This is a genomic window from Marivirga sericea (assembly GCF_900177665.1).
In the GTDB taxonomy this organism is placed as follows: domain Bacteria; phylum Bacteroidota; class Bacteroidia; order Cytophagales; family Cyclobacteriaceae; genus Marivirga; species Marivirga sericea.
The window spans coordinates 11738-33245 of the sequence record NZ_FXAW01000005.1; the positions used below are offsets into that span (position 1 = coordinate 11738).

20 protein-coding genes are annotated in these 21508 nt (G+C 35.0%); 15 read left to right on the plus strand and 5 right to left on the minus strand.

The features are described 5' to 3' along the window. Window positions 1-77 precede the first annotated feature (77 nt). The 5 genes from B9Y84_RS11950 (at window position 78) to B9Y84_RS11970 (ending at window position 5430) form a co-directional block, all read left to right on the plus strand. On the plus strand, window positions 78-1874 hold the full coding sequence (locus B9Y84_RS11950) for a tetratricopeptide repeat protein (protein ID WP_085517965.1): 1797 nt from the start codon (window positions 78-80) through the stop codon (window positions 1872-1874). Between the two features lie 177 nt (window positions 1875-2051). Beyond that, window positions 2052-3032 (plus strand): pyruvate dehydrogenase complex E1 component subunit beta, encoded by a 981-nt coding sequence (locus tag B9Y84_RS11955; RefSeq protein WP_085517553.1) that lies wholly within the window; start codon window positions 2052-2054, stop codon window positions 3030-3032. A 221-nt stretch (window positions 3033-3253) separates the two neighbouring features. After that, a complete protein-coding gene (locus B9Y84_RS11960) occupies window positions 3254-3883 on the plus strand; it encodes an RNA polymerase sigma factor (RefSeq protein ID WP_245830860.1) in 630 nt (209 codons plus the stop codon). After that, window positions 3840-4388 carry a hypothetical protein gene (locus B9Y84_RS11965; RefSeq protein WP_085517555.1) on the plus strand — a complete coding sequence of 183 codons (549 nt, stop codon included), beginning with the start codon at window positions 3840-3842 and terminating at the stop codon, window positions 4386-4388. Before B9Y84_RS11960 ends, B9Y84_RS11965 begins: the two co-directional genes overlap by 44 nt. After that, window positions 4372-5430 (plus strand): hypothetical protein, encoded by a 1059-nt coding sequence (locus tag B9Y84_RS11970; RefSeq protein WP_085517557.1) that lies wholly within the window; start codon window positions 4372-4374, stop codon window positions 5428-5430. The genes B9Y84_RS11965 and B9Y84_RS11970 overlap by 17 nt, the downstream gene beginning before the upstream one ends. 73 nt (window positions 5431-5503) lie before the next feature. Here B9Y84_RS11970 and B9Y84_RS11975 read toward each other — a convergent pair whose 3' ends face one another. The 3 genes from B9Y84_RS11975 to B9Y84_RS11985 form a co-directional block, all read right to left on the minus strand. Next, window positions 5504-5902: a DUF1573 domain-containing protein gene (locus tag B9Y84_RS11975; protein WP_085517558.1), complete on the minus strand. Its 399-nt coding sequence runs from the start codon at window positions 5900-5902 to the stop codon at window positions 5504-5506. Window positions 5903-6006: 104 nt separating this feature from the next. After that, window positions 6007-7410, minus strand: coding sequence for an ATP-dependent DNA helicase (locus tag B9Y84_RS11980; protein ID WP_085517560.1), 1404 nt, complete (start codon window positions 7408-7410; stop codon window positions 6007-6009). Continuing rightward, entirely contained in the window at window positions 7403-7864 is a 462-nt protein-coding gene (locus B9Y84_RS11985) for a PaaI family thioesterase (protein WP_085517967.1), read from the minus strand. Before B9Y84_RS11985 ends, B9Y84_RS11980 begins: the two co-directional genes overlap by 8 nt. A 40-nt stretch (window positions 7865-7904) precedes the next feature. Here B9Y84_RS11985 and B9Y84_RS11990 point away from each other — a divergent pair, with 40 nt between their 5' ends. From B9Y84_RS11990 to B9Y84_RS12010, 5 genes are all read left to right on the plus strand, one after another. Continuing rightward, on the plus strand, window positions 7905-8411 hold the full coding sequence (locus B9Y84_RS11990; RefSeq protein ID WP_085517562.1) for an NUDIX domain-containing protein: 507 nt from the start codon (window positions 7905-7907) through the stop codon (window positions 8409-8411). Between the two features lie 40 nt (window positions 8412-8451). Next, window positions 8452-9024: a hypothetical protein gene (locus tag B9Y84_RS11995; RefSeq protein WP_085517564.1), complete on the plus strand. Its 573-nt coding sequence runs from the start codon at window positions 8452-8454 to the stop codon at window positions 9022-9024. Window positions 9025-9028: 4 nt separating this feature from the next. Beyond that, the gene (locus tag B9Y84_RS12000; protein WP_176223788.1) at window positions 9029-9916 is read left to right on the plus strand and encodes a DUF3822 family protein; all 888 of its coding nucleotides are present in this window, start codon (window positions 9029-9031) and stop codon (window positions 9914-9916) included. A 2-nt stretch (window positions 9917-9918) separates the two neighbouring features. Beyond that, window positions 9919-10383 carry a pantetheine-phosphate adenylyltransferase gene (gene coaD, locus B9Y84_RS12005; RefSeq protein WP_085517567.1) on the plus strand — a complete coding sequence of 155 codons (465 nt, stop codon included), beginning with the start codon at window positions 9919-9921 and terminating at the stop codon, window positions 10381-10383. Between the two features lie 215 nt (window positions 10384-10598). Then, window positions 10599-10832 carry a hypothetical protein gene (locus tag B9Y84_RS12010; protein ID WP_085517569.1) on the plus strand — a complete coding sequence of 78 codons (234 nt, stop codon included), beginning with the start codon at window positions 10599-10601 and terminating at the stop codon, window positions 10830-10832. Between the two features lie 242 nt (window positions 10833-11074). On the opposite strand, the gene B9Y84_RS12020 is transcribed toward B9Y84_RS12010, so the two are convergent. Continuing rightward, window positions 11075-11947 (minus strand): hydroxymethylglutaryl-CoA lyase, encoded by an 873-nt coding sequence (locus tag B9Y84_RS12020; RefSeq protein WP_085517572.1) that lies wholly within the window; start codon window positions 11945-11947, stop codon window positions 11075-11077. A 140-nt stretch (window positions 11948-12087) separates the two neighbouring features. Here B9Y84_RS12020 and B9Y84_RS12025 point away from each other — a divergent pair, with 140 nt between their 5' ends. Beyond that, window positions 12088-13572 carry a lipopolysaccharide biosynthesis protein gene (locus B9Y84_RS12025; protein ID WP_085517574.1) on the plus strand — a complete coding sequence of 495 codons (1485 nt, stop codon included), beginning with the start codon at window positions 12088-12090 and terminating at the stop codon, window positions 13570-13572. Here B9Y84_RS12025 and B9Y84_RS12030 read toward each other — a convergent pair. Further along, complete coding sequence (locus B9Y84_RS12030) at window positions 13562-14647, minus strand: DegT/DnrJ/EryC1/StrS family aminotransferase (protein ID WP_085517576.1); 1086 nt, start codon at window positions 14645-14647, stop codon at window positions 13562-13564. The genes B9Y84_RS12025 and B9Y84_RS12030 overlap by 11 nt on opposite strands. A 177-nt stretch (window positions 14648-14824) precedes the next feature. On the opposite strand from B9Y84_RS12030, the gene pfkA reads away from it, so the two are divergent. From pfkA to priA, 4 genes are all read left to right on the plus strand, one after another. Beyond that, window positions 14825-15796: a 6-phosphofructokinase gene (gene pfkA / locus B9Y84_RS12035; protein ID WP_085517577.1), complete on the plus strand. Its 972-nt coding sequence runs from the start codon at window positions 14825-14827 to the stop codon at window positions 15794-15796. 101 nt (window positions 15797-15897) lie between these two features. Beyond that, the gene (locus tag B9Y84_RS12040; RefSeq protein WP_085517578.1) at window positions 15898-16887 is read left to right on the plus strand and encodes a GSCFA domain-containing protein; all 990 of its coding nucleotides are present in this window, start codon (window positions 15898-15900) and stop codon (window positions 16885-16887) included. Further along, window positions 16868-18898 (plus strand): thioredoxin domain-containing protein, encoded by a 2031-nt coding sequence (locus B9Y84_RS12045; protein ID WP_245830861.1) that lies wholly within the window; start codon window positions 16868-16870, stop codon window positions 18896-18898. Before B9Y84_RS12040 ends, B9Y84_RS12045 begins: the two co-directional genes overlap by 20 nt. Next, window positions 18895-21417: a replication restart helicase PriA gene (gene priA, locus B9Y84_RS12050; protein WP_085517583.1), complete on the plus strand. Its 2523-nt coding sequence runs from the start codon at window positions 18895-18897 to the stop codon at window positions 21415-21417. Before B9Y84_RS12045 ends, priA begins: the two co-directional genes overlap by 4 nt. The last annotated feature ends 91 nt before the right edge of the window (window positions 21418-21508 follow it).

Below are 21508 nucleotides of genomic sequence, written 5' to 3' on the forward strand. Positions count from 1 at the left end.
TACTAAATACATTGGAATAGTTCCAATATAAATATAATTTCGCATTAACTTCCAAACATAATCAAATAATGAATCAAATGAGACAATTATTTTACGCAGCTGTTCTCTTAGGAACAATGACTTTTTCAGGTTGTGCATTAAACAAGATGATGCAGGCCGCTGAAGAACAGGCTATCGATGTAACTCCAAACCCTCTTGAGCTTCATGGCGGAGAGGTAGCATTTACTGTAGATTTTCAGTTACCTTCTAAAATGCTTAAAGATGGTATCACATACACGGTAAATCCTTATTACGTATATGGCGACAAAGAAATTGCGCTTGATGCAGTTGATTTTGTTTATGCTGACTTTCCAAATAGTGACACAGAGCCTGTGAAGTCTAGTCAAGAATTTACGTTCAACTACGAAGAAGATATGAATGTAAAAGGTGAGCTAGTGATGCAAGGAACTGCCACTATTGAAAAAAATGGCAAAACAGCATCTACTGATAGAAAAACTTATGCAACTGGTATTATTACTACTTCTCAAATGGTTATGCCATCATATCATGCTGCTTATGCTGATCATGGATATAACAACAAAGAAGAGTTATTACCAACGAATGTGAACTTCTATTTTGACCAAGGTAGATCTGTTCTTAAATCTTCTGAATTAAGAAGTGATAGAGGTCAGAAATTCAACGCATTTATAGCTGACAAAAACGTGACAAGAACTGTTACAATTACTGGTACACACTCTCCTGAGGGACCAGAAAGAATTAACAGTAATTTATCTGAAGACAGAGCGAAAGCAATTGAAAACTACTACACAAGACAAATGAGACGTTATGACTACAAAGGCATGGCGGACTCAATTGAATTTATCTTAAAGCCAGTAGTTGAAGATTGGACTGACTTCAAAAAAGCTTTAGCTGCTTATGACGGAATTACCGATGCTCAAAAAAGCGAGTATACTCAAATCGTTAATGGTGCTGGAAGCTTCGAAGAAAAAGAAGATAGACTACAGAATTTAGCTACTTATAAAAAAGTATTTAAGGATGTATATCCGGACTTAAGAGCTGCTAAAACAGAGGTTTTAACTGTTAAGGAGAAAAAATCTGATGCAGAAATCTCTGTTTTATCTAAGCAAGTTGCGGCTGGAACTGCTTCTGCAGACACTCTATCTTTAGAAGAATTAATGTACGCTGCAAGCATGACGCCTTCATTAGAAGAAAAAGCTTCAATTCTTAAAGCTGCTACTAAGAAAAATGACGATAGCCCAGTTGCCCATAACAATTATGGAGCCGTTCATTTAGAACTAGCAATGGATGCAGAAGGGAACAAAATGACAACTTTAGTTGAACAAGCGGTTACTCAATTCGAAATTTCTAATAAGAAATCTGAGAATGCAGAAGCTTATGCAAATCTAGCTACTGCTTATACTATGCAAGGTAACTATGAAAAAGCTTATGATGCAGCTTCAAAAGCGAATGAAATGACGCTTAGCAGCGAAAACGAAAGAGGTTTGATGGGCGTTAAAGGTGCTTTAGAAATTATGATGGGTGATTACAGTGAAGCTTCAACTTCATTGAAAAACACATCTGACTCTGAAGTAAACATGTTCAACAAAGGCTTAGCTTTGATTCTTCAAGGGAACTATGAGAATGCTGTTAGTACATTAGAAGAAGTTGCTGGAAAAACTTCAGGTAAAGGTGTACATGCCAAAGCTCATTATTTAGCTGCTGTTGCAAGCGCAAGATTAGGAAAAGAAGGTGATGTAATCAGTCATTTAAAAGATGCGGTTACGGCTGATGCTGATTTGAAATCAAAAGCATTATCTGATCTTGAATTTGCAAATTACTCTGCTAATGAAAATTTTAGAAACGCATTGAAGTAATAGTTAATAACTTAGATTGAAAAGCATCCGCTATTTGGCGGATGCTTTTTTTTTTGCTCTTTTATAATTAAAATCTTTTTAAACCTTCTATATCAAGAAAAGTTAAGGAACTATCACGATTGAGTTGGTAATTGACAGTTGAATAACTATTTTTACCCTGTAAAATTTTCAAGATAGATGAGAGAAATTCAGTTTAGAGAAGCACTAAATGAAGCAATGTCCGAAGAGATGAGACGCGATGAAAACGTTTTCATTATGGGTGAGGAAGTTGCTGAATACAATGGTGCATATAAAGTAACCCAGGGAATGTTAGATGAGTTCGGCCCAAAAAGAGTGATTGACACTCCTATTACCGAATTAGGATTCTCAGGTATAGGTGTAGGTGCCGCTATGAACGGAACCCGCCCCATAATCGAATTCATGACTTTTAACTTTTCACTAGTAGCCATAGATCAGATCATTAACTCCGCAGCGAAAATGATGAATATGTCTGGCGGACAGTTTAACGTCCCAATTGTTTTTAGAGGAGCAACCGGTAATGCAGGCCAATTGGCTTCACAGCATTCCCAAAACTTTGAAAATTGGTACGCTAATACTCCAGGACTAAAAGTCGTTGTGCCTTCTAATCCGTATGATGCCAAAGGCTTACTTAAGTCTGCTATCAGAGATGATGATCCGGTTATTTTTATGGAATCAGAGTTAATGTATGGTGATAAGGGAGAAGTGCCTGAATCAGAGTATTTGGAACCAATCGGAAAGGCCAAAATAACCAGAGAAGGAACCGATGCAACTTTAATTTCTTTTGGGAAAATGATGAAAGTAGCTCATGCTGCTGCTGAAGAAATGGAAAAAGACGGCTATTCAATAGAAGTAATTGATTTAAGAACTGTCAGACCAATAGATTATGCTACTATTTTCGAATCTGTTAAAAAAACTAATAGATGTGTAGTAGTGGAAGAGGCTTGGCCCCTTGCATCCATTTCTGGTGACCTAACCTTTAATATTCAGAAAACTGTATTTGACTTTCTGGATGCGCCAATATTGAGAGTAAACAGTTTAGATGTACCTGTTTCTTATGCTCCTACCCTATTAGAAGCTGTATTACCTAATAAAGAAAGAACAGTAAAAGCTTTAAGGAGTGTTATGTATTTAGATTAAAAATAATTTAATCTAAATATAGATAAAGAGGCTAACCATTTGATGGTTAGCCTCTTTTTGTTTATAAATCACCTATTCCAAGGCTTCCTCCAAGCTAGTGACCAATTTCAATCATATCAAAACTATTCACAAAAAATACAAACCGCTAGCAGCTATCATTTGGCAAACTACGCTGTCTCAGTCCATGGAAAAATCAAAAATCTAATTTATTTTAAAGAATCATGCAACTACTTCAGAATCTTGGAGTCTTTGGTATAGATTTGAAAAGATTGGAAGCGAACAGTATACACATTCATAAAGACTTAATCATCAGCTGTAAAACTGGTGACCAGAAGGCATTTAAGCAACTATATATGCTTTATGCAAAATCAATGTTCAATGTAGCCTTAAGAATAGTAAAGTATAAAGATGAAGCAGAGGATGTTACTCAAGAAGCCTTTATAAAAGCTTACTATAAAATCAATCAATTTGATTTTCAAGCAACATTTGGTGCATGGTTGAAAAAAATAGTGGTAAACCAAGCGCTCGATCTTCTAAGAAGGGAAAGCAAGTGGGATATGGATCAGATAGGAGAAGAATCAATTTCTGAAGAAAGCGAAATAGACTGGGAAGGCATTGATCTGCAAGTTGATTTAGTAAAAAAAGCAATCCGCAATCTTCCTTCCGGATTTAGAACAGTAGCAACATTGTATTTATTTGAAGGATTTGAGCATAAAGAGATTGCGGAAATACTGTCAATATCAGTAAACACCTCTAAATCTCAATTTCACAGAGCAAAGAAGAGAATAAAAGATTTCATTCAAGATTATGAAAAAGGAAACAGACAAACTGGAGCAATTTATCAACAGTAATCAGAGCGAATTTGATTCAGAATTTAAGCCTGAGAATGGCTGGAGAAAGTTAGAGACGAAAATATCAACGAAAAATCGCAATAGTCAATCAATATGGATGATGGCTGCATCGATTGCAATATTGCTTTCTCTGGCCTGGATGCTTTATGATCGAGCGCAGTTAACAGATAAAATCTACGAATTAGAAAATCTTTCAGTGAACAATAAACCATATACTGAAATAGAAAATTTCTATCAACAGGATATTTATGAAAAGACGGTATTAGTAAATCAAATGTCAGTAAAAACTAATATTAAAATTGATACTGATTTAAAATCACTTAATAAAAAGTACGCAGATCTGAAAACAAAAGTCAAGGAACAAGGGGGTCATCCAAAGTTGATCAACGCTATGATCCAAAACTTACAAACACAAATTAACATCCTCGAACAACAGCTTAGAATCTTGCAAGATCTACAGGAATTTACTCACACTAAAAATCAAGAAAATGAAATATCTATCTAAAATAATAATTGCTATTTTAATATTAAACCAAACTGTCTCTTTAGCACAAAATGCACAGTACGAAATTTTTGATAAGTCATATGTACCAAATAGCTTACAAACTGAGTTACAGCTCGTCAATAACTTCGGCAACATCAACCTAGTAGTTTGGGAAAAGAATTCAATACAGGTAACTATTACACTAGATGTAGAAGGCTATGATGAAAAAGAAGTCAAAAAAATCCTAGAAAAAATTGATTTAAAAACCGCTGAAACAGCAGGGCTAATTTCTGTAAAAACAAATCTTAAATCTTATAATTCATCCTCCAGGAAGAAGACCTTCAAAATTAATTACCAAGTAAAAATGCCTGATGGTCACCCTTTGTCAATTGATAATGAATTTGGAAATATATTTTTGACAGATTACTCAGGAAAGTCAACTGTAAACTTGGAGTATGGAAATCTGATAGCGGGAAACTTAAAGCTACTTAACTTATCTCATGAATTTGGAAAAGGGGAAATTGAGTCTATCGAGCAAGGGAAGTTCAATTTGAGTTATGTAGATGGTTTTAGCTTACATACGGCTAACCAATTACAACTAACTGCTGAATTTTCAAAAGTCGAAATAAAAAAGATCACCTCTATTCTATTCGATCTAGAATATGGAAACCTAAGTGTTGAAGAGGTTTCTAATTATGACGGAGAAGCTGAATTCAGTGGGATTAGCATAGGCAAAGTACATGAAAATTTTGAACTTGATGCTGAGTATGCTAATGGAACTATAGAAATCAATCTTGTAAGTAAGGATATCAAATCTTTTCAGCTTAGTACTGAATTTTCTAAATCAGAAATCAGAATTGAATCTGGCGCCAACTTTACCTTTGAATCTGAGCATTCCTTTGGAAAACTTAAGACTGAAGGGAGCTCCATCAATTTTACTGAAAGGATAAAAGATATGTCTGATGAATCCTACCGTGGTACAATCGGAAATCAAACACAAAATATTAAAACTACACTGAAAATCGATACAGAATACGGAGGTTGCACCATAATTGCAGAATAAAAAAAGGCTGTTCCAATAAAATTGGAACAGCCTCAACTATTTCAAACTGTATAGTTTAAAAAAATCTCAAATCTCAAGAGCCACTTGGTAATACATTAGTTGTAATCCTCACGCTTCTTTCCTCACCAATATTTGAAACTATACGAACCACTTTGTTTTGCCTTCCCATTTTTCCTCTACTATTAAATTTCACTGTAATTTCACCAGTTGCACCTGGCGCAATTGCTTCACCTCGTGGGTAACTAGGAACTGTACATCCACAAGTTGTTTTAACATTGGAAATTATCAAAGGCTGCTTTCCAGTATTTTCAAACTTAAAAACATGTTCGACAACGTCACCTTGAGTAATATCACCAAAATCATGACTACTCTCTTCAAATGTGATATCAGGACTGTTTGTACTTTCAGTGCTTTGAGCTAATGCAGTACCTAAAATAAAAAATGATGCGAAAAATAATATTGCTTTTTTCATAATTGAAATATTTTTTTTAGACGATACGTAAAGTTACGAAAATTCGATAAAAATGATACCAAAATGGAATATTAAGAAAGTATGAACAATTTCAATTTCCATCTTCAAAAGAATTTTTGATGAAAATTCACTAAAAATAGCTCTTCAGTAGCTCTTGTTATAGCAGTATAAAGCCATCTAATATACTCTTTATTGACCATCTCATCTGTGAGGTAACCTTGATCCACAAAGACAGCATTCCACTGGCCGCCTTGCGATTTATGGCATGTTAATGCATAGGCAAACTTAATTTGTAGAGCATTGAGGTAGGGATCTTTTTTTATAGCCGCCTTCCGTTCCGTTTTTGAAGATAAATCCAGATAATCTTCCGCTACTTTATGATATAAATCTCGATATTCATCATTATTTAGAGAAGGACCAGTAGAATGCAAAGTATCAAGGATTACCTTAACTTGAAGATTAGGATGGTCTTCATAATCAGTCAATCTGATTTCCAAATCAGCAAATCTCAGACCATACATATCTTCAAAATTGATAACTTTTACAACCTCCATAAAGTCCCCATTTGCTAAAAAACCACCTGGTGTGTCTTCTGTCTGATAAACATAATTGTTCTTAACGATCATTAAGAAATCTCCTGCTTCCAACTCTCCTTCCATGAAATGAATTTGTCGCCTGATATATTTATTATATTGGACTGCCATCTTGTTTGACCGACAAATAATAGCAGTATTTTCAATACCGTACTTGTCGTAGGCATACCTTAAGCCGTCCTCTAATCGTTCACCTGTCATTCTAAAAATATCCTTATAAGAGTCGGTTTTAAAATGAATTTCAAAATCCTTTTTTAACAATTCACTTCTTAGCACTGTCGCATTATGCAGTATTCCTGAATCTTGCGCTTGACGCATTACTTCAGTTAAAACAGTTTCAATTACCTCTGCATGATAATTACTTTTTAAAAAAACGGCATCCAATCCTGCACTATTCAATTTACCAACTGGAGGGAGCTGGGCATCATCTCCTATAAATAGAATTCTATTCCCCTCATTTTTAAACACATAGCTAACAATATCATCTAATAGACTACTATTTCCAAAACCTTTTTCATCAGAAAGCATACTCGCCTCATCAATTATAAATAGTGTCTTTTCATGATAATTCTTCTGCAGAGAAAAACTTGTTTCACCACTTCCGACTTCCGAAGTCTGACGATAGATTTTTTTATGAATAGTGAGAGCTAGTCTCTTAGAGTAATTACTCATTACCTTAGCAGCTCTTCCTGTTGGAGCCATCAATACATATTTGTAATTAAATAAGGGTAAGAACCTCACCAGAGCACTAACTATGGTGGTCTTTCCTGTTCCAGCATAGCCTTTCAATAGCAGAATAGGCCTATCACCATCTTTAAGCTGAAAAAATGGATCCAGAGCCCTAAAGAATTGAGATTGACCGGGAGTAGGCTCAAAAGGAAATTTAGACCTTATAATACTTGAAGCACTAGGCATTCATCTTATGATTGATATCTTGAGGTGTAATTACTGCCATTGTAGTAGTTGCTTTTGCGATCAAGTTACGATTTTCGCCATCAACAGCCCAGATTTCTGCTTCACAAAAGTTTAATTTTCGACCTCTTTTAATCACATAACCAATCGCATGAAGTTTATCGCCCATACCTGCTTTAAAATAAGATACTTTAATTTCCGCTGTTACTACATGACAATCCATAGGAACCGTTGTATAAGCAGCAAAACCTGCTACTATATCAGCAATTGTAGCTGTAACTCCTCCATGAACTAATCCCTTTTGTTGCTTATGCATTTTATGTATATCAAGCCATCCTTCTGTTCTCCCTTCTTCAATCACAGAAAGATCAAAACCAATATGTTTCATAAACTCTTGGCGCTCTAAAAATTTTTCTACTCTTAACTTAAAGTCGTTTGTTGCTGTTTTTTCCTGCATTTTGTGTAATTTCAAATAATTTACAAATATAAGCATATTGATGACTGTAAATGCAAAGGAAAGTGTCAATCAAAAATTTCGAGGGAAAGCAAGAGTTAGAGTGGGAGGCATATTAATCGAAGATGATGAAATCTTACTTTTAAAACATGAAGGGGTAGGTCAAAAAGAATTTCTTTGGTCTCCTCCTGGCGGAGGCTTAGAATTTGGCGAAGATGCAGTAGAAAACTTGAAAAGAGAATTTTTAGAAGAAACTGGTTTGCATATTTGTGTCCATGAAATGCTATTTGTCAATGAATTCATTAGTGATCAAATTCATGCAATTGAATTATTTTTTAGAGTAAAAAAAACGGGAGGAATTCTTAAATTGGGAAGCGATCCTGAAATGGGTCAACAACAAATTTTGACCGAATTTGCATTTTTTGATGAAAAAAAAATACTAAATACAGAAAAAGAGTACTTACACAATATGTTTATTGGAATAAATAAACCCCAAGAAGTTTTAAATCTTACAGGATATTTTAAATTTGTGAATAATTCCATAAAATAGCGTTTCAAAATAATTTCTAATTAGAGAAAAAAATAAAAAGATGAGTAAAACAAAGATTTTTTCAATAGTTTTCTTCGTGGCAGCGGTAGTAATAGGCTACTTTTTTGTAGATAGTATCGCCTATGATATCCAACAAGAAAAAAAGATTAAAAGAGAAGAAGCTCGAGTAATTAATAAATTAAAACAAATTCGATCAGGTATGATTGCTTATCAAAGAGTAAATGGGCAATATACTAGTGACTGGGAAAAGTTAATAAATTTCATTGATACTGGCGACTTCTACTTAACTGAAAGATCAGAGACAATCATCCCTCGAGAATATGGCGGTGACAGTGTTGTGATTAATATTGATACTCTTGGTACAATACCAGTGTTTGATTCTTTATATGCTGATATTGAAAATTTCGAACTTCAAAAGTTACCATATAAACCAGGTACGAAAAAGAAATTCGAGATTTTCGCTGATAAAATCATCACAGGCTCTGTTAAAGTTGATGTTTTTGAAGTAAGGGACCCTGACCCAATTAATCCTAAGAGAAGGGAAGATAATAATGAAAAAGCATTAAGAGTAGGTTCTAGATCAGAAGTTACAACAACAGGAAACTGGGAATAATATTTTGGATATCACAAAGGAAAAAGTTTTTAAACCTATCAAGAAGATCAAAGATGATAAATTCTCTATTGATAAGATTGAGCAATATTGCTTAATCTTAGAGATTGGAGATCGAGATCTTCAGGTATCTATCATAGATATCAAATCGAATAGAGTATTAATCCTAGAAGATTATAACTTAAATAAGACTTCAGATGAGCATCAAAAAGTGCAAGTACTAAAAGCACTTTTTGATGAACATCACCTACTAATGGTGGGGTTTTGGAAAGAAGTAATTCTATGCTTCAAAACATCCAAATATTGCTTATCACCACTCTCCTACTTTTCAAAGGATAATGCCAGAGCAATACTCAAAATGAATTGTGAGGTAGATAAAGCTGATTCGGTTGGATATTACAAAGTGAATAGCAATGATTCCGTAAATATTTTCACTTATCAAAAGGAAGTTTTAAAATTTATTCGATCTATCTATGTAAATAGTAAGATTAAAGTTACTCACCAAAGCGGAATGTTGGTAAATGCAGTCTTGCACAATCCTCCTTTTTCCACTGAAAACGAACTCTCTTTATATATTGATCGGTTTTATTTACATGCAGCAATCACCAACAATGGCAAATTGCTCTATTTTAACTCCTTTAAAATTCAAAAATTTGAGGAATACACTCGATATATCAATTTGATTTGTCACGAGTTTAAAATCCTAAAAAAGGAAGGTATTATAAAGCTGTGGGGATACATTAAAAAAGATTCTTCTCACTTTGAGGCATTGAAAAAAAGTTTCCCTACTCTAGAGGTAGGAAACAGGACCAAGAAATTGAACTTTGGTTTTAAATTTGACGAAATACCAGATCATCAGTATTTTGATGTATTCGGCAATTATTTCAACTTATAAATATGCCTAAAAGAATTGCAATTTTCCCAGGATCATTTGATCCTTTTACAAAAGGACATTATGATATAGTGCAAAGAGGATTGAAAATCTTTGATGAAATTGTAATAGCTATTGGCTATAATTCTAAAAAACAAAATAGATATTTTGAAATTGATTTGATGATTGACAAACTAGAGGGCACATTTAAAGATGAGCCTAAAGTATCCGTAATCGTCTATAACAAATTAACTTCTAACTTAGCCAAAGATCTGGGTGCCGGGTTTTTATTAAGAGGCCTAAGAAATACTACTGATTTCGAATATGAAAACAGTATAGCGCAAGTTAATAAATATTTGAATGAAGGACTTGAATCAGTTTTTCTGATTACCTCTCCAGAATATGCAGCTATCAGTTCCACAATAATCCGAGAGGTCCACAAATTTCGTGGCGATGTTGATGAATTTCTTCCGTATAAAATTGAAAAGTAACTAGAGCTGCTTGGCAAGTACTAGAAAAAAGAGCTCAACATTTCTGTAATTTAATTTTCATATTTTAAGTTATTTAGTGCATTTTACTTAGTCTTAAAAGCTCTAAATACCCCTTTCATTAAATAATGTGCAAATTTTAAAAATTAATTCATACTAACTTCATACAACTTAATTAAAAATACGTTAGCTTTCTACGTATAAAATTAGATAATAAAATGGCACTTAATGAAGCATCGGATTTCGCCCAGTTTGACGAATACGATGACAAGGACTACGATGAGCTTGAAGACGATTTTTTTGATGACGACTCAGACGAAATCAAATTAAACGATGACGAGAACGACAATACTTGGCGATTTAAAATCGATGATGATTCAGATGAAGACATCAGTGATGATGATTTTGATTTTGATGACGATGATCTAGGAAAAGATTTAGATGATTTTTAAAATCAAATGGGTGTGTAAAATATTTACCACCCATTTTTCAATCCTTCTCCTTCAGATTCCGCAAATAGAAAAGCTGCTAATTAATGCCAGTACACCAAAAATTAAAGGCTCTTTTCCCAGCATAAATAGTAAGATTGTCAACATTAACAAATATCCCCTCCTGCTGATAACCAGTATAAGCAAGCAATTAAGAACATAAAATAAGCCGTTTCTTCGGCAAATTCGAAGCCATTATTGCAGCCTTACCGAACAGGAAAAACATCTAGAGCTAATTGCTGAGCTTTTTCAAAAGCTTCTTTATTGATGCCTAAGCCAATACTGTTTTGGTTGAAATACGACACCATATCTTCTGTCACCATATTTCCAACTAAATCATCTTTTGCCATAGGACAACCACCAAATCCTTTAATGGCTCCATCAAATCTTCTACAGCCTGCACTATAAGCGGCATCTACCTTTTCCCAAATAGTAGCAGGATTACTGTGCAAATGTGCGCCAAACTCTATATGCGGATATTGTGGTATCAATTGCTCAAAAATCCAAGAGATATTTGTAGGGTTCGATACTCCAATTGTATCTGATAGTGAAATCACTTTGACATCTAATTGATCTAACTCTTCTACAAATTTCTGAACAAATGTAGCATCATAAGGATCATTGTAGGGGTTCCCGAATCCCATAGAAAGGTACACTACTAGCGTTTTATCATTAGCAATTGTCAACTCTTGAATATCCTTGAGATTTTCCATTGCCGTGGCAATAGAGCGCTTGGTATTCCGCTGCTGAAAAGTTTCAGACAGTGACAAAGGGTATCCTAAGTAGGAAATCTGCTTGAAGTTTACTGCCTCAGACGCTCCGCGTTGATTAGCTATGATCGCTAACAATTTTGAACTGGTATTTTGCCAGTCTATACCATCAAAAACCTCTGCACTATCTCTCATCTGAGGGATGGCTTTAGGCGAAACAAAACTCCCGGCATCAATCGTATCAAATCCAACTTTTAGCAATTGATTTAAATATTCAATTTTACGCTTTGTTGGAATAAAATCATACAATCCCTGCATGGCGTCTCTAGGACATTCTATAAGTTTTATATTTTCTATATTCGTCTCCATCTTTCAAATCTAAGCAATAGCATTTTTAGCTGAAAGGATTATTTCCCATGATTGAATTTCCATTAAACAGAAAACATAACTATAATAGCATTTTATTGATTTCGTCTTATTAAATTTCAGTTTCGTTCAAAATAATATCAGTGGGAGTAGTCATCAAACAAAGTGCATATGCCTCTATAATCAACTACTTAGGAGTTGCGGTAGGTGCTGTAAATATGATTTTCTTATTTCCCGAATTTTTGAGCCAACAAGAATTGGGACTATTTAAGGCCATTTTTTCTATGGCCATTGTCATGGCTCCATTTGCTCAATTGGGTTTAGCCAGAAGTACTTTAAGATATTTCCCTAGATTTAATAAAGGTCCAAAATCTTCGGGGCGATTTTTTACTTTCATTCTCATCACGGCCTTCTTTACGATTTGCCTGTTTATTGGTCTCTTTCAGTTGATTGATCAGTGGATTTTCGGGTTTTTTGAAGAAAATGCACCTGAATTAGTCCAACAATATTGGCTAATTATTAGTCTCGCTAGCATATTGGTTTATATTTCAATCTTTGAAGCATACTATAAAGCCCAGCTAAATGTAGTTATTCCTACTTTTATGAGAGAATTCTTTTTGAGAATTTCGAGTAGTTTAGTAGCCTTAATCTACTTTCTGGATATAATCTCATTTGAGTGGTTTTTGCGACTATCCGTAGCCACTTATGCCTTAAGTTTATTTTTACTTTTAGCAATTTTACTTTTTAGAGGACAATTGCACTTTAATTTCTCAATCTTTCAGCTGAAAAAGCCATTCATTAAACAAATGTTTAAATACATGATCTTTATAATGGCAGGTGCTGTCGGCTCAGTCATTGTGCTGCAAATTGATCAACTGATGGTTACATCCTATTTAGGGTTGGAAAAAAACGCAATTTATGTTATAGCCTTTTTTATGGGTACCGTAATTGAAATTCCCAAAAGAAGTATCTCTCAAATGTCCGATGCTATTATCGCTAGTGCCTTTGAAAATGAAAGGCTTGATGAAATAAAAAAAATCTACAAGCAGAGTAGCATCAACCAATTAATTCTAGGGAGCTTTGTATTTATATTGGTAGTGATCAATCTAGATAACATTTATAATATTATGCCGAAAGGAGATGAATTTTCCAGCGGAAAATGGATAGTGGTTTTAATTGGGTTAAGCAAACTAATAGATATGGGATTTGGAGTTAATTCGGAAATTATAATCTCTTCAAAGCACTATAAAACAAATATCTATTTTGTATTGATTTTAGCACTTTTAACAGTTAGTCTTAACGTTCTATTAATCCCTCGATATGGACTAACAGGAGCTGCATTAGCCACTATATCTACTATATTTTTATTTAACCTGATGAAAATGGTTTATATTTATTACAGATTACAATTCCAGCCTTTTTCAATTCATACCTTGAGCACCTTGTTACTTTCTGGCTTATGTTTTACAATCATGAATTTTGTACCTCAATTGTCAAACCCATTTTTAAATGGTATATATTTAACAATTCTTGCCACTCTCCTTTTCGGAGTATTCATGTTGTTTTTCAAGCCTTCAAAAGAAATCACTAAAATTATTCAACCGATTAGAGATATGTTTAAACTTTAAAAAAGCTGTTTACGTTTTTCGCTACAAATTCTATTTCATCTTCGGAATGATTTGGATGAATAGGCAAAGACAGCACGGTTTTCGAAGCTAGAGTAGCATTAGGATACTTTTCCCCTGTACCAAAAATCTGCATATCTGAAAGAGCTTCTGGATAGTGGATATCTGTTTCAATTCCTCTTTCAATTAAGTACCTTTTCAATTCATCCCTCCTCTTGGTCCTGATCACAAACTGATGGTAGACATGATGCTCATTTTTTATTGGTAGACTGCAATGAGATTTCTCCAAAACAGAAAAATAGATTTCAGCAAACTTTTTTCTCTGTACATTATCTGCTTGCAGAAAAGGTAGTTTTGTACTAAGTACAGCGGCTTGTATTTCATCCATTCGGCTATTTCTACCCATTTGCAGGTGCTCATTACGACTGCTTTGCCCATGGTTCGCCCATAATTGGCATTTATCTGCTAGCGACTTTTGACTTGTTGCGATAGCTCCAGCATCACCCAAGGCCCCCAGATTCTTAGTAGGATAAAAGCTGAAAGCAGCTACATCCCCAAATGTTCCTGCATATTTTCCATTGAGACTAACTCCCTGTGCTTGCGCACAATCCTCAATCAACGCTAAATTATGATCATTGCAGAGCGCTGAAATTTTTTCAACGTCAGGATGAAGCAATCCAAATAAATGTGGAAGAATTAAAGCCTTTGTATTTGCATTTATCTTCTGTTCTAAATCTGAAATATCAAGTCCAAAATGATTGATATTGATATCGCAAAAAACTACTTTTGCATTTATAATTTTAATAACTGAGGCATCAGAAAACCAACTAAAAGCTGTAGTGATCACTTCATCACCCTCCTCAATTCCTAAACTTCTCAAAACTATTTCTAAAGCATCAGTACAATTAGCTGTGGGAATTACATGATCAAGCTTTAAATAATCAGAAAAATCTTCTTTGAAGCGCTTTAAATATACTCCGTTCATCAATACTCCATTAGACAACACCTCCTCTATCACTGTTTTAACTTCAGACCGAACGGGCGTTAATCGTAAAAAAGGGATTGACTTATGCTTCATATCTACTATTATAATTGGAATTTAAACAAATATATAACGATTTTTATTTGCATTAACAGCATCGCTTTTCCAACTTTAAAATTGTTTTTGAAGTAATAGAGCAATAAAAATCGTTAAATTGAATTTATTAAATTAATACTTCAAAGATTGAAATTTTTACTTAAAAACAAGTCATAAATGAAGAAAGTAGCAATAATGACCTCGGGCGGTGATGCACCTGGTATGAATGCATGCTTGAGAGCAGCTGTCAGAGGTGCAGTATATCACGGAGTAGAAATATATGGTATATACAGAGGCTATGATGGAATGATTGAAGGAGATATTGTGAAAATGGATTCTCATTCAGTTAGTAATATAATTCAAAAAGGCGGTACAATTTTGAAATCGGCAAGAAGTGAGGAATTCAAGACAAAAGAAGGAAGAAAGAAGGCATATGAGCAACTTAAAATATTAGGTATCGAAGGCTTAATCACAATAGGCGGAGATGGTACTTTTACGGGTGCTAAAATTTTCTTCGATGAATTTGGAATCCCTACAGTTGGTGCACCAGGCACTATTGATAATGATTTATATGGAACGGATTACACCATCGGTTTTGATACAGCTGTCAATACAGCTCTAGGTGCCATCGACAAGATTCGCGATACTGCAGATTCTCATAATCGCTTATTTTTCATTGAAGTAATGGGAAGAGATTCGGGTTATATTGCCATACGTTCCGGGATTGGTGGTGGAGCTGAACTAGTGATGGTTCCAGAAACCTCTACTAGCATTAAAGAAGTGATCAGTACTTTGCAAGAAGGTTGGGCTAGGCATAAGACTTCGTCTATAGTCGTAGTGGCTGAGGGAGACGAAGAAGGTAATGCCATGGAGATCGCAGAAAAAGTAAAAAAGGAAATCAGTCAGAAAGACGTTAAGGTATCTATTTTAGGACATATACAACGTGGCGGATCACCTAGTGCTCAAGACCGAATCCTTGCTAGTCGTCTGGGATTGGGAGCAATTGAAGGTTTAATCAAAGGCGAAAAGAATGTGATGGCGGGAATTATCAATGATAAATTGGTCTATACTTCCTTTGAAGATAGTATCACGAAAAATAAGCCTTTAAATCAGGAATTAATACACATGGTTAAAGTGTTGAGCGTCTAATTTAACTAAAAAAGCATTTAATATTAAGTGGAAAGGATTGCTCTCATATTCTCGATTTCACTTTACTAAATCCTATTTAAGAATCCATATAACTGGGGACAATGGAATTAAAAACTACGATCGAAATTAAGCCAACTGAAGAAAAAATTCATCCGCATGATAGGATCACTTCTATTGGTAGTTGCTTTGCAGATCATATTGGAAGCCGATTTGCAGAAATGAAAATGGATATTTTAAGTAATCCTTTCGGAATCATTTACAATCCAATCTCTCAAATGCGATTGATTAAGGCTGCATTAAACAATGAAGATCTCAATGAAGATCATATTATTGAGAATAGGGATATCTACAATCATCTAGATGCGCACTCAATCTTTGGTAAGAAAAATCTAATTGAACTTAAAGATGGAATTAGGGAGGCTACTTTCAAATTCAAAGAATATCTGGAAAGCTCTAAAGTACTTATTCTAACATTTGGTACAGCATGGGTCTATCGATATGAAAAAACCCAACAGATTATAGCTAATTGTCACAAACTACCCTCCCAAAATTTCCAAAAGGAATTATTGGAATTAGAGGATATAGTACAAGAAGTGACTGACACTTTGAAATTTCTTCGAGAGCAAAACCCTGATCTCAGGATAATTCTCACAGTTAGTCCTGTTCGACATATTAAAGATGGTATCCCTGAAAATATGCTGAGTAAATCAATATTGCGGCTAGCTACTAATAAAATTAAAACAGCAATAGACAAAACATACTATTTCCCAGCATTCGAATTAATGATGGATGATTTAAGGGACTACCGTTTCTATGCAGAAGACATGATTCATCCAAATAACATGGCAAGAAATTTTATTTGGCAGCGTTTTAGGGAAACCTTCTTCTCCGAACCATTATTTGCCTACTGCGACAAATGGCAGTCCATTAAGAACGATTTAAACCATAGGGTCATGAATCCGGGTTCAGAAGAACATGTCCAATTCTTGGAAGCTCTGCAGAAAAAGTTAAACCGATTCTCAGTAATGGGAAATGTGGAAGAAGAAATAAAACATGTTGAAAAAGAATTAGATGATGCCAAAAGCCAATAAACTTATTCACGAGAGTAGTCCTTATCTATTACAACATGCTCATAATCCAGTTGAATGGCAAGCGTGGGGTAAAGAAGCTTTAAATCAAGCGGCAACCGAAGACAAACCTATTTTGTTGAGTATCGGTTATGCAGCTTGCCACTGGTGTCATGTAATGGAACATGAAAGCTTTGAAGATGAAAACGTGGCAAAAGTGATGAACGAGAATTACGTGTGCATCAAATTGGATCGTGAGGAAAGGCCAGATATTGACCAAATCTACATGGATGCTATCCAAACAATGGGCCTGAACGGAGGGTGGCCACTGAACGTATTTTTGATGCCTAACCAAAAACCCTTTTATGGCGGCACCTATTTCCCTAAAACAAAATGGTTGGAAGTACTGGATAAAGTAGCTGTAGCATTTCAAAATAGCCGAACGCAATTAGATGAATCAGCAGATAAATTTGCATTAGCTCTGAACGCATCTGATAGCGAAAAATTAAATTTAGGATCACTCCAGGCAGATACTTTTGATGCAACAATACTATCAGAGGCCTATCAAAAACTAAGCAATTCCCTTGATTGGGACAATGGAGGCACTTTAGGAGCCCCAAAATTTCCAATGCCAGTTATTTGGAAGTTCCTTATGAATTATGCTTACCAAAGTCAAAATCCAGAAAGCAAAAAAGCTTTAGAATTCACATTGACCTCTATGGCTAATGGCGGCATTTATGATCAAGTTGGTGGCGGATTTGCACGCTACTCAGTAGATGCAGAATGGTTTGCTCCTCATTTTGAAAAAATGCTCTACGACAATGGTCAGCTTATTAGTCTTTTTGCAGATGCTTATCGATTTACAAAAAACTCCTATTTCAAAGAGATTTTTGAAGATAGCATTCGCTTTAGCGTGAGAGAACTCATGGACTCCTATTGTAGGTTTTACTCTGCTTTGGATGCTGATTCTGAAGGAGAAGAAGGAAAGTTCTATACCTGGACCTATCAAGAATTAAAAAAAATCTTAGGGGAAGATGCAAATGCGGTTCTAAAATTTTACAACGTTACTGAAAATGGAAATTGGGAAAACAATAGAAACATCCTATTTCGACATAGCACTATAGATGACTTTTGTAAAGTTGAAAAACTAGACCCCAAAGACTTTGAAGAAAAATTATCATCGACTAATGCTCAACTTCTGGAAGCCAGAGAAGCACGAATTAGACCTGCTCTGGATGATAAAATACTTACAGGATGGAATGCCTTACAAATGAAAGGGCTATGCGATGCTTATAAAGCAAATCAAGATGAAAAGTATAAAGCTATTGCGCAGGATAATTTTGTCTTCTTAAGTGAATTCGTATGGGATGGTAGTCAGTTATCTAGAAGCTTTAAAAATGGCCAGGCGAAATTAAATGGATATCTAGAAGATTACGCTCTCACTATTCAAGCGTCTTTAGCTCTTTTTGAAATCACTTCTGATGCTACAATTTTAGATTTTGCTGAAAAACTGGCTAACTACACCGTTAAAAATTTTTATGACGATAAGGAAAAGCTATTTTTCTATACCGATAAGTCAAGTGAAACACTGATTGCTAGAAAAAAAGAAATATTTGACAACGTAATTCCTTCTTCTAATTCAGTTATGATTGAAAATCTGCACTGGTTAGGAATTTTGAAAGGTAATTCAAGTTTCACTGATATTTCAGAGCAAATGTTAAAACAAATGCAGCATTTACTTCCCAGAGAGCCAAAATTTTTAGCAAACTATGCCTCTGCCTTTGCTCTAAAGGCTTACCAAAGCTTTGATGTCGTAATTGTGGGAAAAGATGCTAAAAAGTTACAAAAGAAATTATGGACTCATTATCTCCCCCATACTTTCATTATGGCAATTGAGGAAGAAAGTGACCTACAAGTAGTTTGGAAGGGAAAGGAAATCATCAACACGAAAACTACAATATATGTTTGTGAAAATAATGCTTGCCAGCAACCCGTGTATTCCGTGGAAGAGGCCTTAGCTCAATTAAAAAAATGAGTCAGCTGAGTTTGAATAGCATCGAAGAAGAAAGTTTACGAAAGACCTATTTCGTGCAGGTTTTGCTGCCCGTACCCATTCCAAAAACTTTCACTTATCGTGTGCCACAGAAATATGAAGAATTTATTCAGGTAGGAATTCGAGCTATTGTCCCATTTGGAAAGAAAAAAATTATCGCGGGAGTTATCAGTGCTATTCATGAAGAAGCACCTAAAGACTATGAAGCAAAGTATATATTAGAAATATTAGATGAATACCCAGTTGTTAGTAGGCAGCAATTCAAGCTATTTGAATGGATAGCCCAGTACTATATGGCGACAGAAGGAGAAGTGCTGAATGTTGGATTGCCATCCGGTTTAAAATTAAGTAGTGAATCTAAAATCCAATTGAACCCAGCTTTTCAATTGGATCAATCTCCTTACATTTTTAGTCAGATTGAAGAAGTGGTCATAAACCTCCTGAAAAAGGAAGGGCTTCTCTCCTACGAGCAATTTGCTGAAATCACCAATGCTAAACAAAGCAGTGTACTAATAAAAGAACTACTCAAAAAGCAGGTTATCATGTTAATTGAGCAAGTTCAGGAACGGTATAAACCTAAAACGGAAAAAAGATTGCGATTGCAAAAGGATTGGCTGGATGAAGCTCAGTTGCATGAGTTAATGCAACAACTTGATAAAAAGCCAAAGCAATTGGATGTACTTTTAAAATATTTACAGGAAGTCCCCGTATTTAATGATTCCAGTAAAAATGAAATAGGCGTTGCCAAAAGTATTTTCAAAGAAGAGCAATTTTCTACCTCTTCTATCAATACTTTAATAAAACATAAGATTTTTGAGGAATATGAAGTCATTACCTCTCGTTTGGACTATCTCAATAGACAGCAAAATCTAGATCATGAAATCACTTTAAGTACTGCGCAAGAAAACTGTAGAGATGAAATCAATTCAATTTTTGCCGAAAAAGATGTAGCCCTTTTACATGGAGTAACCGGAAGTGGTAAAACAGAAATATACCTTTCTCTTATTCGAGAGGTAATTGATAGTGGCTCTCAAGCGCTATTTCTTTTACCTGAAATAGCCATAACGACTCAAATGATCCAGCGTGTCCGGAAAATATTTGGTGACCAAGTGGGAATATATCACTCTAAATTTTCTGATGCTGAACGGGTAGAGGTTTGGCAAGGAGTAGCGGAAGGTACTATTAATTTTGTAATTGGTGTTCGCTCTTCTGTTCTATTGCCTTTTAACAACTTATCTCTGATTGTAGTAGATGAAGAACATGAAAGCAGTTACAAGCAGTATGAGCCGGCACCTCGTTACAATGCTCGTGATACAGCTGTAGTCTTAGCCAATATTCACAACGCAAAATTGATTCTGGGATCCGCCACACCTTCCTATGAAAGCTATTATAATGCCAAAACAGATAAATATGGCTTATCCATATTAACTGAAAGATACGGGGAAGGCAGCATGCCGTCTATTGAAGTCATTGATATGCGTAGACAAAAAGCGAAAAAGCTCATTAAGGATGATTTTAGCCACAGCTTTTTAGCCGCATTAGAATCTGAAATGAACAAGGGTAATCAAGCCATCATCTTTCAAAACAGGAGAGGTTATGCTCCTTATCTGCAATGCGAAACCTGTGGCTGGATTTCTGAATGTGAGAACTGCTCCGTGAGTCTTACTTATCATATGCACCAGCATGAGCTAAAATGTCACTACTGCGGTTATCGGCAAAAAAGTCCTAGTGCATGCTTAAGTTGCGAATCAACCGCGCTAGTCATGAAGGGCTTTGGCACAGAAAAGATAGAAGACGATTTAAAGCTTCATTTCCCCGAGGTAAAAATTCAACGAATGGATCGAGATACCACAAGGAAAAAATATTCCTATCAGCAGATAATCGAATCTTTTGAAAGTGGTGAAACACAAATACTCATAGGAACGCAGATGGTTACCAAAGGCTTGGATTTTGAAAATGTGAGCATAGTAGGAATAGTAGATGCTGACCGAATGATGTATTATCCTGATTTCAGAGCCCATGAACGTGCTTTTCAACTGATGCTGCAAGTAAGTGGAAGAGCAGGCAGAAGCCATAAAAAAGGGAAAGTTTGGATTCAGAGTTTTCAGGAGAATCATCCTTTATTTGATTATCTGTTAAAGTATGATTATGAAGGTTTTTATGAACTTCAGCTTAAAGAAAGACATTCGTTTTTCTATCCGCCTTATTGTCGATTAATTAAAATCGTATTGAAAGGTGCGCAGGCTAATGCAGTTAGAATTGGGGCAAAGCTATTGTACGAATCTTTAATTGGTCAGTTGGGTAATCAAAGAGTACTAGCTCCACATGAGCCCATGATTGCTAAAATTCGTAATATCTACCATATGGAACTCTGGATAAAATTGGAAAAGGGTTATCCACTAGAAAAAACTAAGCATCAAATTAAAGCCTCCGTCAGTACACTACAGGAAAACAGTCAATTTAGGAAATTGAGGGTCAATTATGATGTAGATCCGCAGTAAGAATCTAATTCAGGACTAACTATTTTCACTTTACTATCACAAATGCTTAACAGAGTAGAATTACTAAAAAAGAAAAAGCCACCCATAATTT

What these genes read in the sequence shown, in the direction of transcription:
- B9Y84_RS11960 (WP_245830860.1), top strand. Translation starts at nt 3,254, where the DNA reads ATGCAACTACTTCAGAATCTTGGAGTCTTTGGTATAGATTTGAAAAGA.
- B9Y84_RS11975 (WP_085517558.1), bottom strand. Translation starts at nt 5,902, where the DNA reads ATGAAAAAAGCAATATTATTTTTCGCATCATTTTTTATTTTAGGTACT.
- B9Y84_RS11980 (WP_085517560.1), bottom strand. Translation starts at nt 7,410, where the DNA reads ATGCCTAGTGCTTCAAGTATTATAAGGTCTAAATTTCCTTTTGAGCCT.
- B9Y84_RS11955 (WP_085517553.1), top strand. Translation starts at nt 2,052, where the DNA reads ATGAGAGAAATTCAGTTTAGAGAAGCACTAAATGAAGCAATGTCCGAA.
- pfkA (WP_085517577.1), top strand. Translation starts at nt 14,825, where the DNA reads ATGAAGAAAGTAGCAATAATGACCTCGGGCGGTGATGCACCTGGTATG.
- B9Y84_RS12040 (WP_085517578.1), top strand. Translation starts at nt 15,898, where the DNA reads ATGGAATTAAAAACTACGATCGAAATTAAGCCAACTGAAGAAAAAATT.
- B9Y84_RS11970 (WP_085517557.1), top strand. Translation starts at nt 4,372, where the DNA reads ATGAAATATCTATCTAAAATAATAATTGCTATTTTAATATTAAACCAA.
- B9Y84_RS12020 (WP_085517572.1), bottom strand. Translation starts at nt 11,947, where the DNA reads ATGGAGACGAATATAGAAAATATAAAACTTATAGAATGTCCTAGAGAC.
- B9Y84_RS11965 (WP_085517555.1), top strand. Translation starts at nt 3,840, where the DNA reads ATGAAAAAGGAAACAGACAAACTGGAGCAATTTATCAACAGTAATCAG.
- B9Y84_RS12010 (WP_085517569.1), top strand. Translation starts at nt 10,599, where the DNA reads ATGGCACTTAATGAAGCATCGGATTTCGCCCAGTTTGACGAATACGAT.
- coaD (WP_085517567.1), top strand. Translation starts at nt 9,919, where the DNA reads ATGCCTAAAAGAATTGCAATTTTCCCAGGATCATTTGATCCTTTTACA.
- B9Y84_RS12045 (WP_245830861.1), top strand. Translation starts at nt 16,868, where the DNA reads ATGATGCCAAAAGCCAATAAACTTATTCACGAGAGTAGTCCTTATCTA.
- priA (WP_085517583.1), top strand. Translation starts at nt 18,895, where the DNA reads ATGAGTCAGCTGAGTTTGAATAGCATCGAAGAAGAAAGTTTACGAAAG.
- B9Y84_RS11950 (WP_085517965.1), top strand. Translation starts at nt 78, where the DNA reads ATGAGACAATTATTTTACGCAGCTGTTCTCTTAGGAACAATGACTTTT.
- B9Y84_RS12030 (WP_085517576.1), bottom strand. Translation starts at nt 14,647, where the DNA reads ATGAAGCATAAGTCAATCCCTTTTTTACGATTAACGCCCGTTCGGTCT.
- B9Y84_RS11995 (WP_085517564.1), top strand. Translation starts at nt 8,452, where the DNA reads ATGAGTAAAACAAAGATTTTTTCAATAGTTTTCTTCGTGGCAGCGGTA.
- B9Y84_RS11990 (WP_085517562.1), top strand. Translation starts at nt 7,905, where the DNA reads ATGACTGTAAATGCAAAGGAAAGTGTCAATCAAAAATTTCGAGGGAAA.
- B9Y84_RS11985 (WP_085517967.1), bottom strand. Translation starts at nt 7,864, where the DNA reads ATGCAGGAAAAAACAGCAACAAACGACTTTAAGTTAAGAGTAGAAAAA.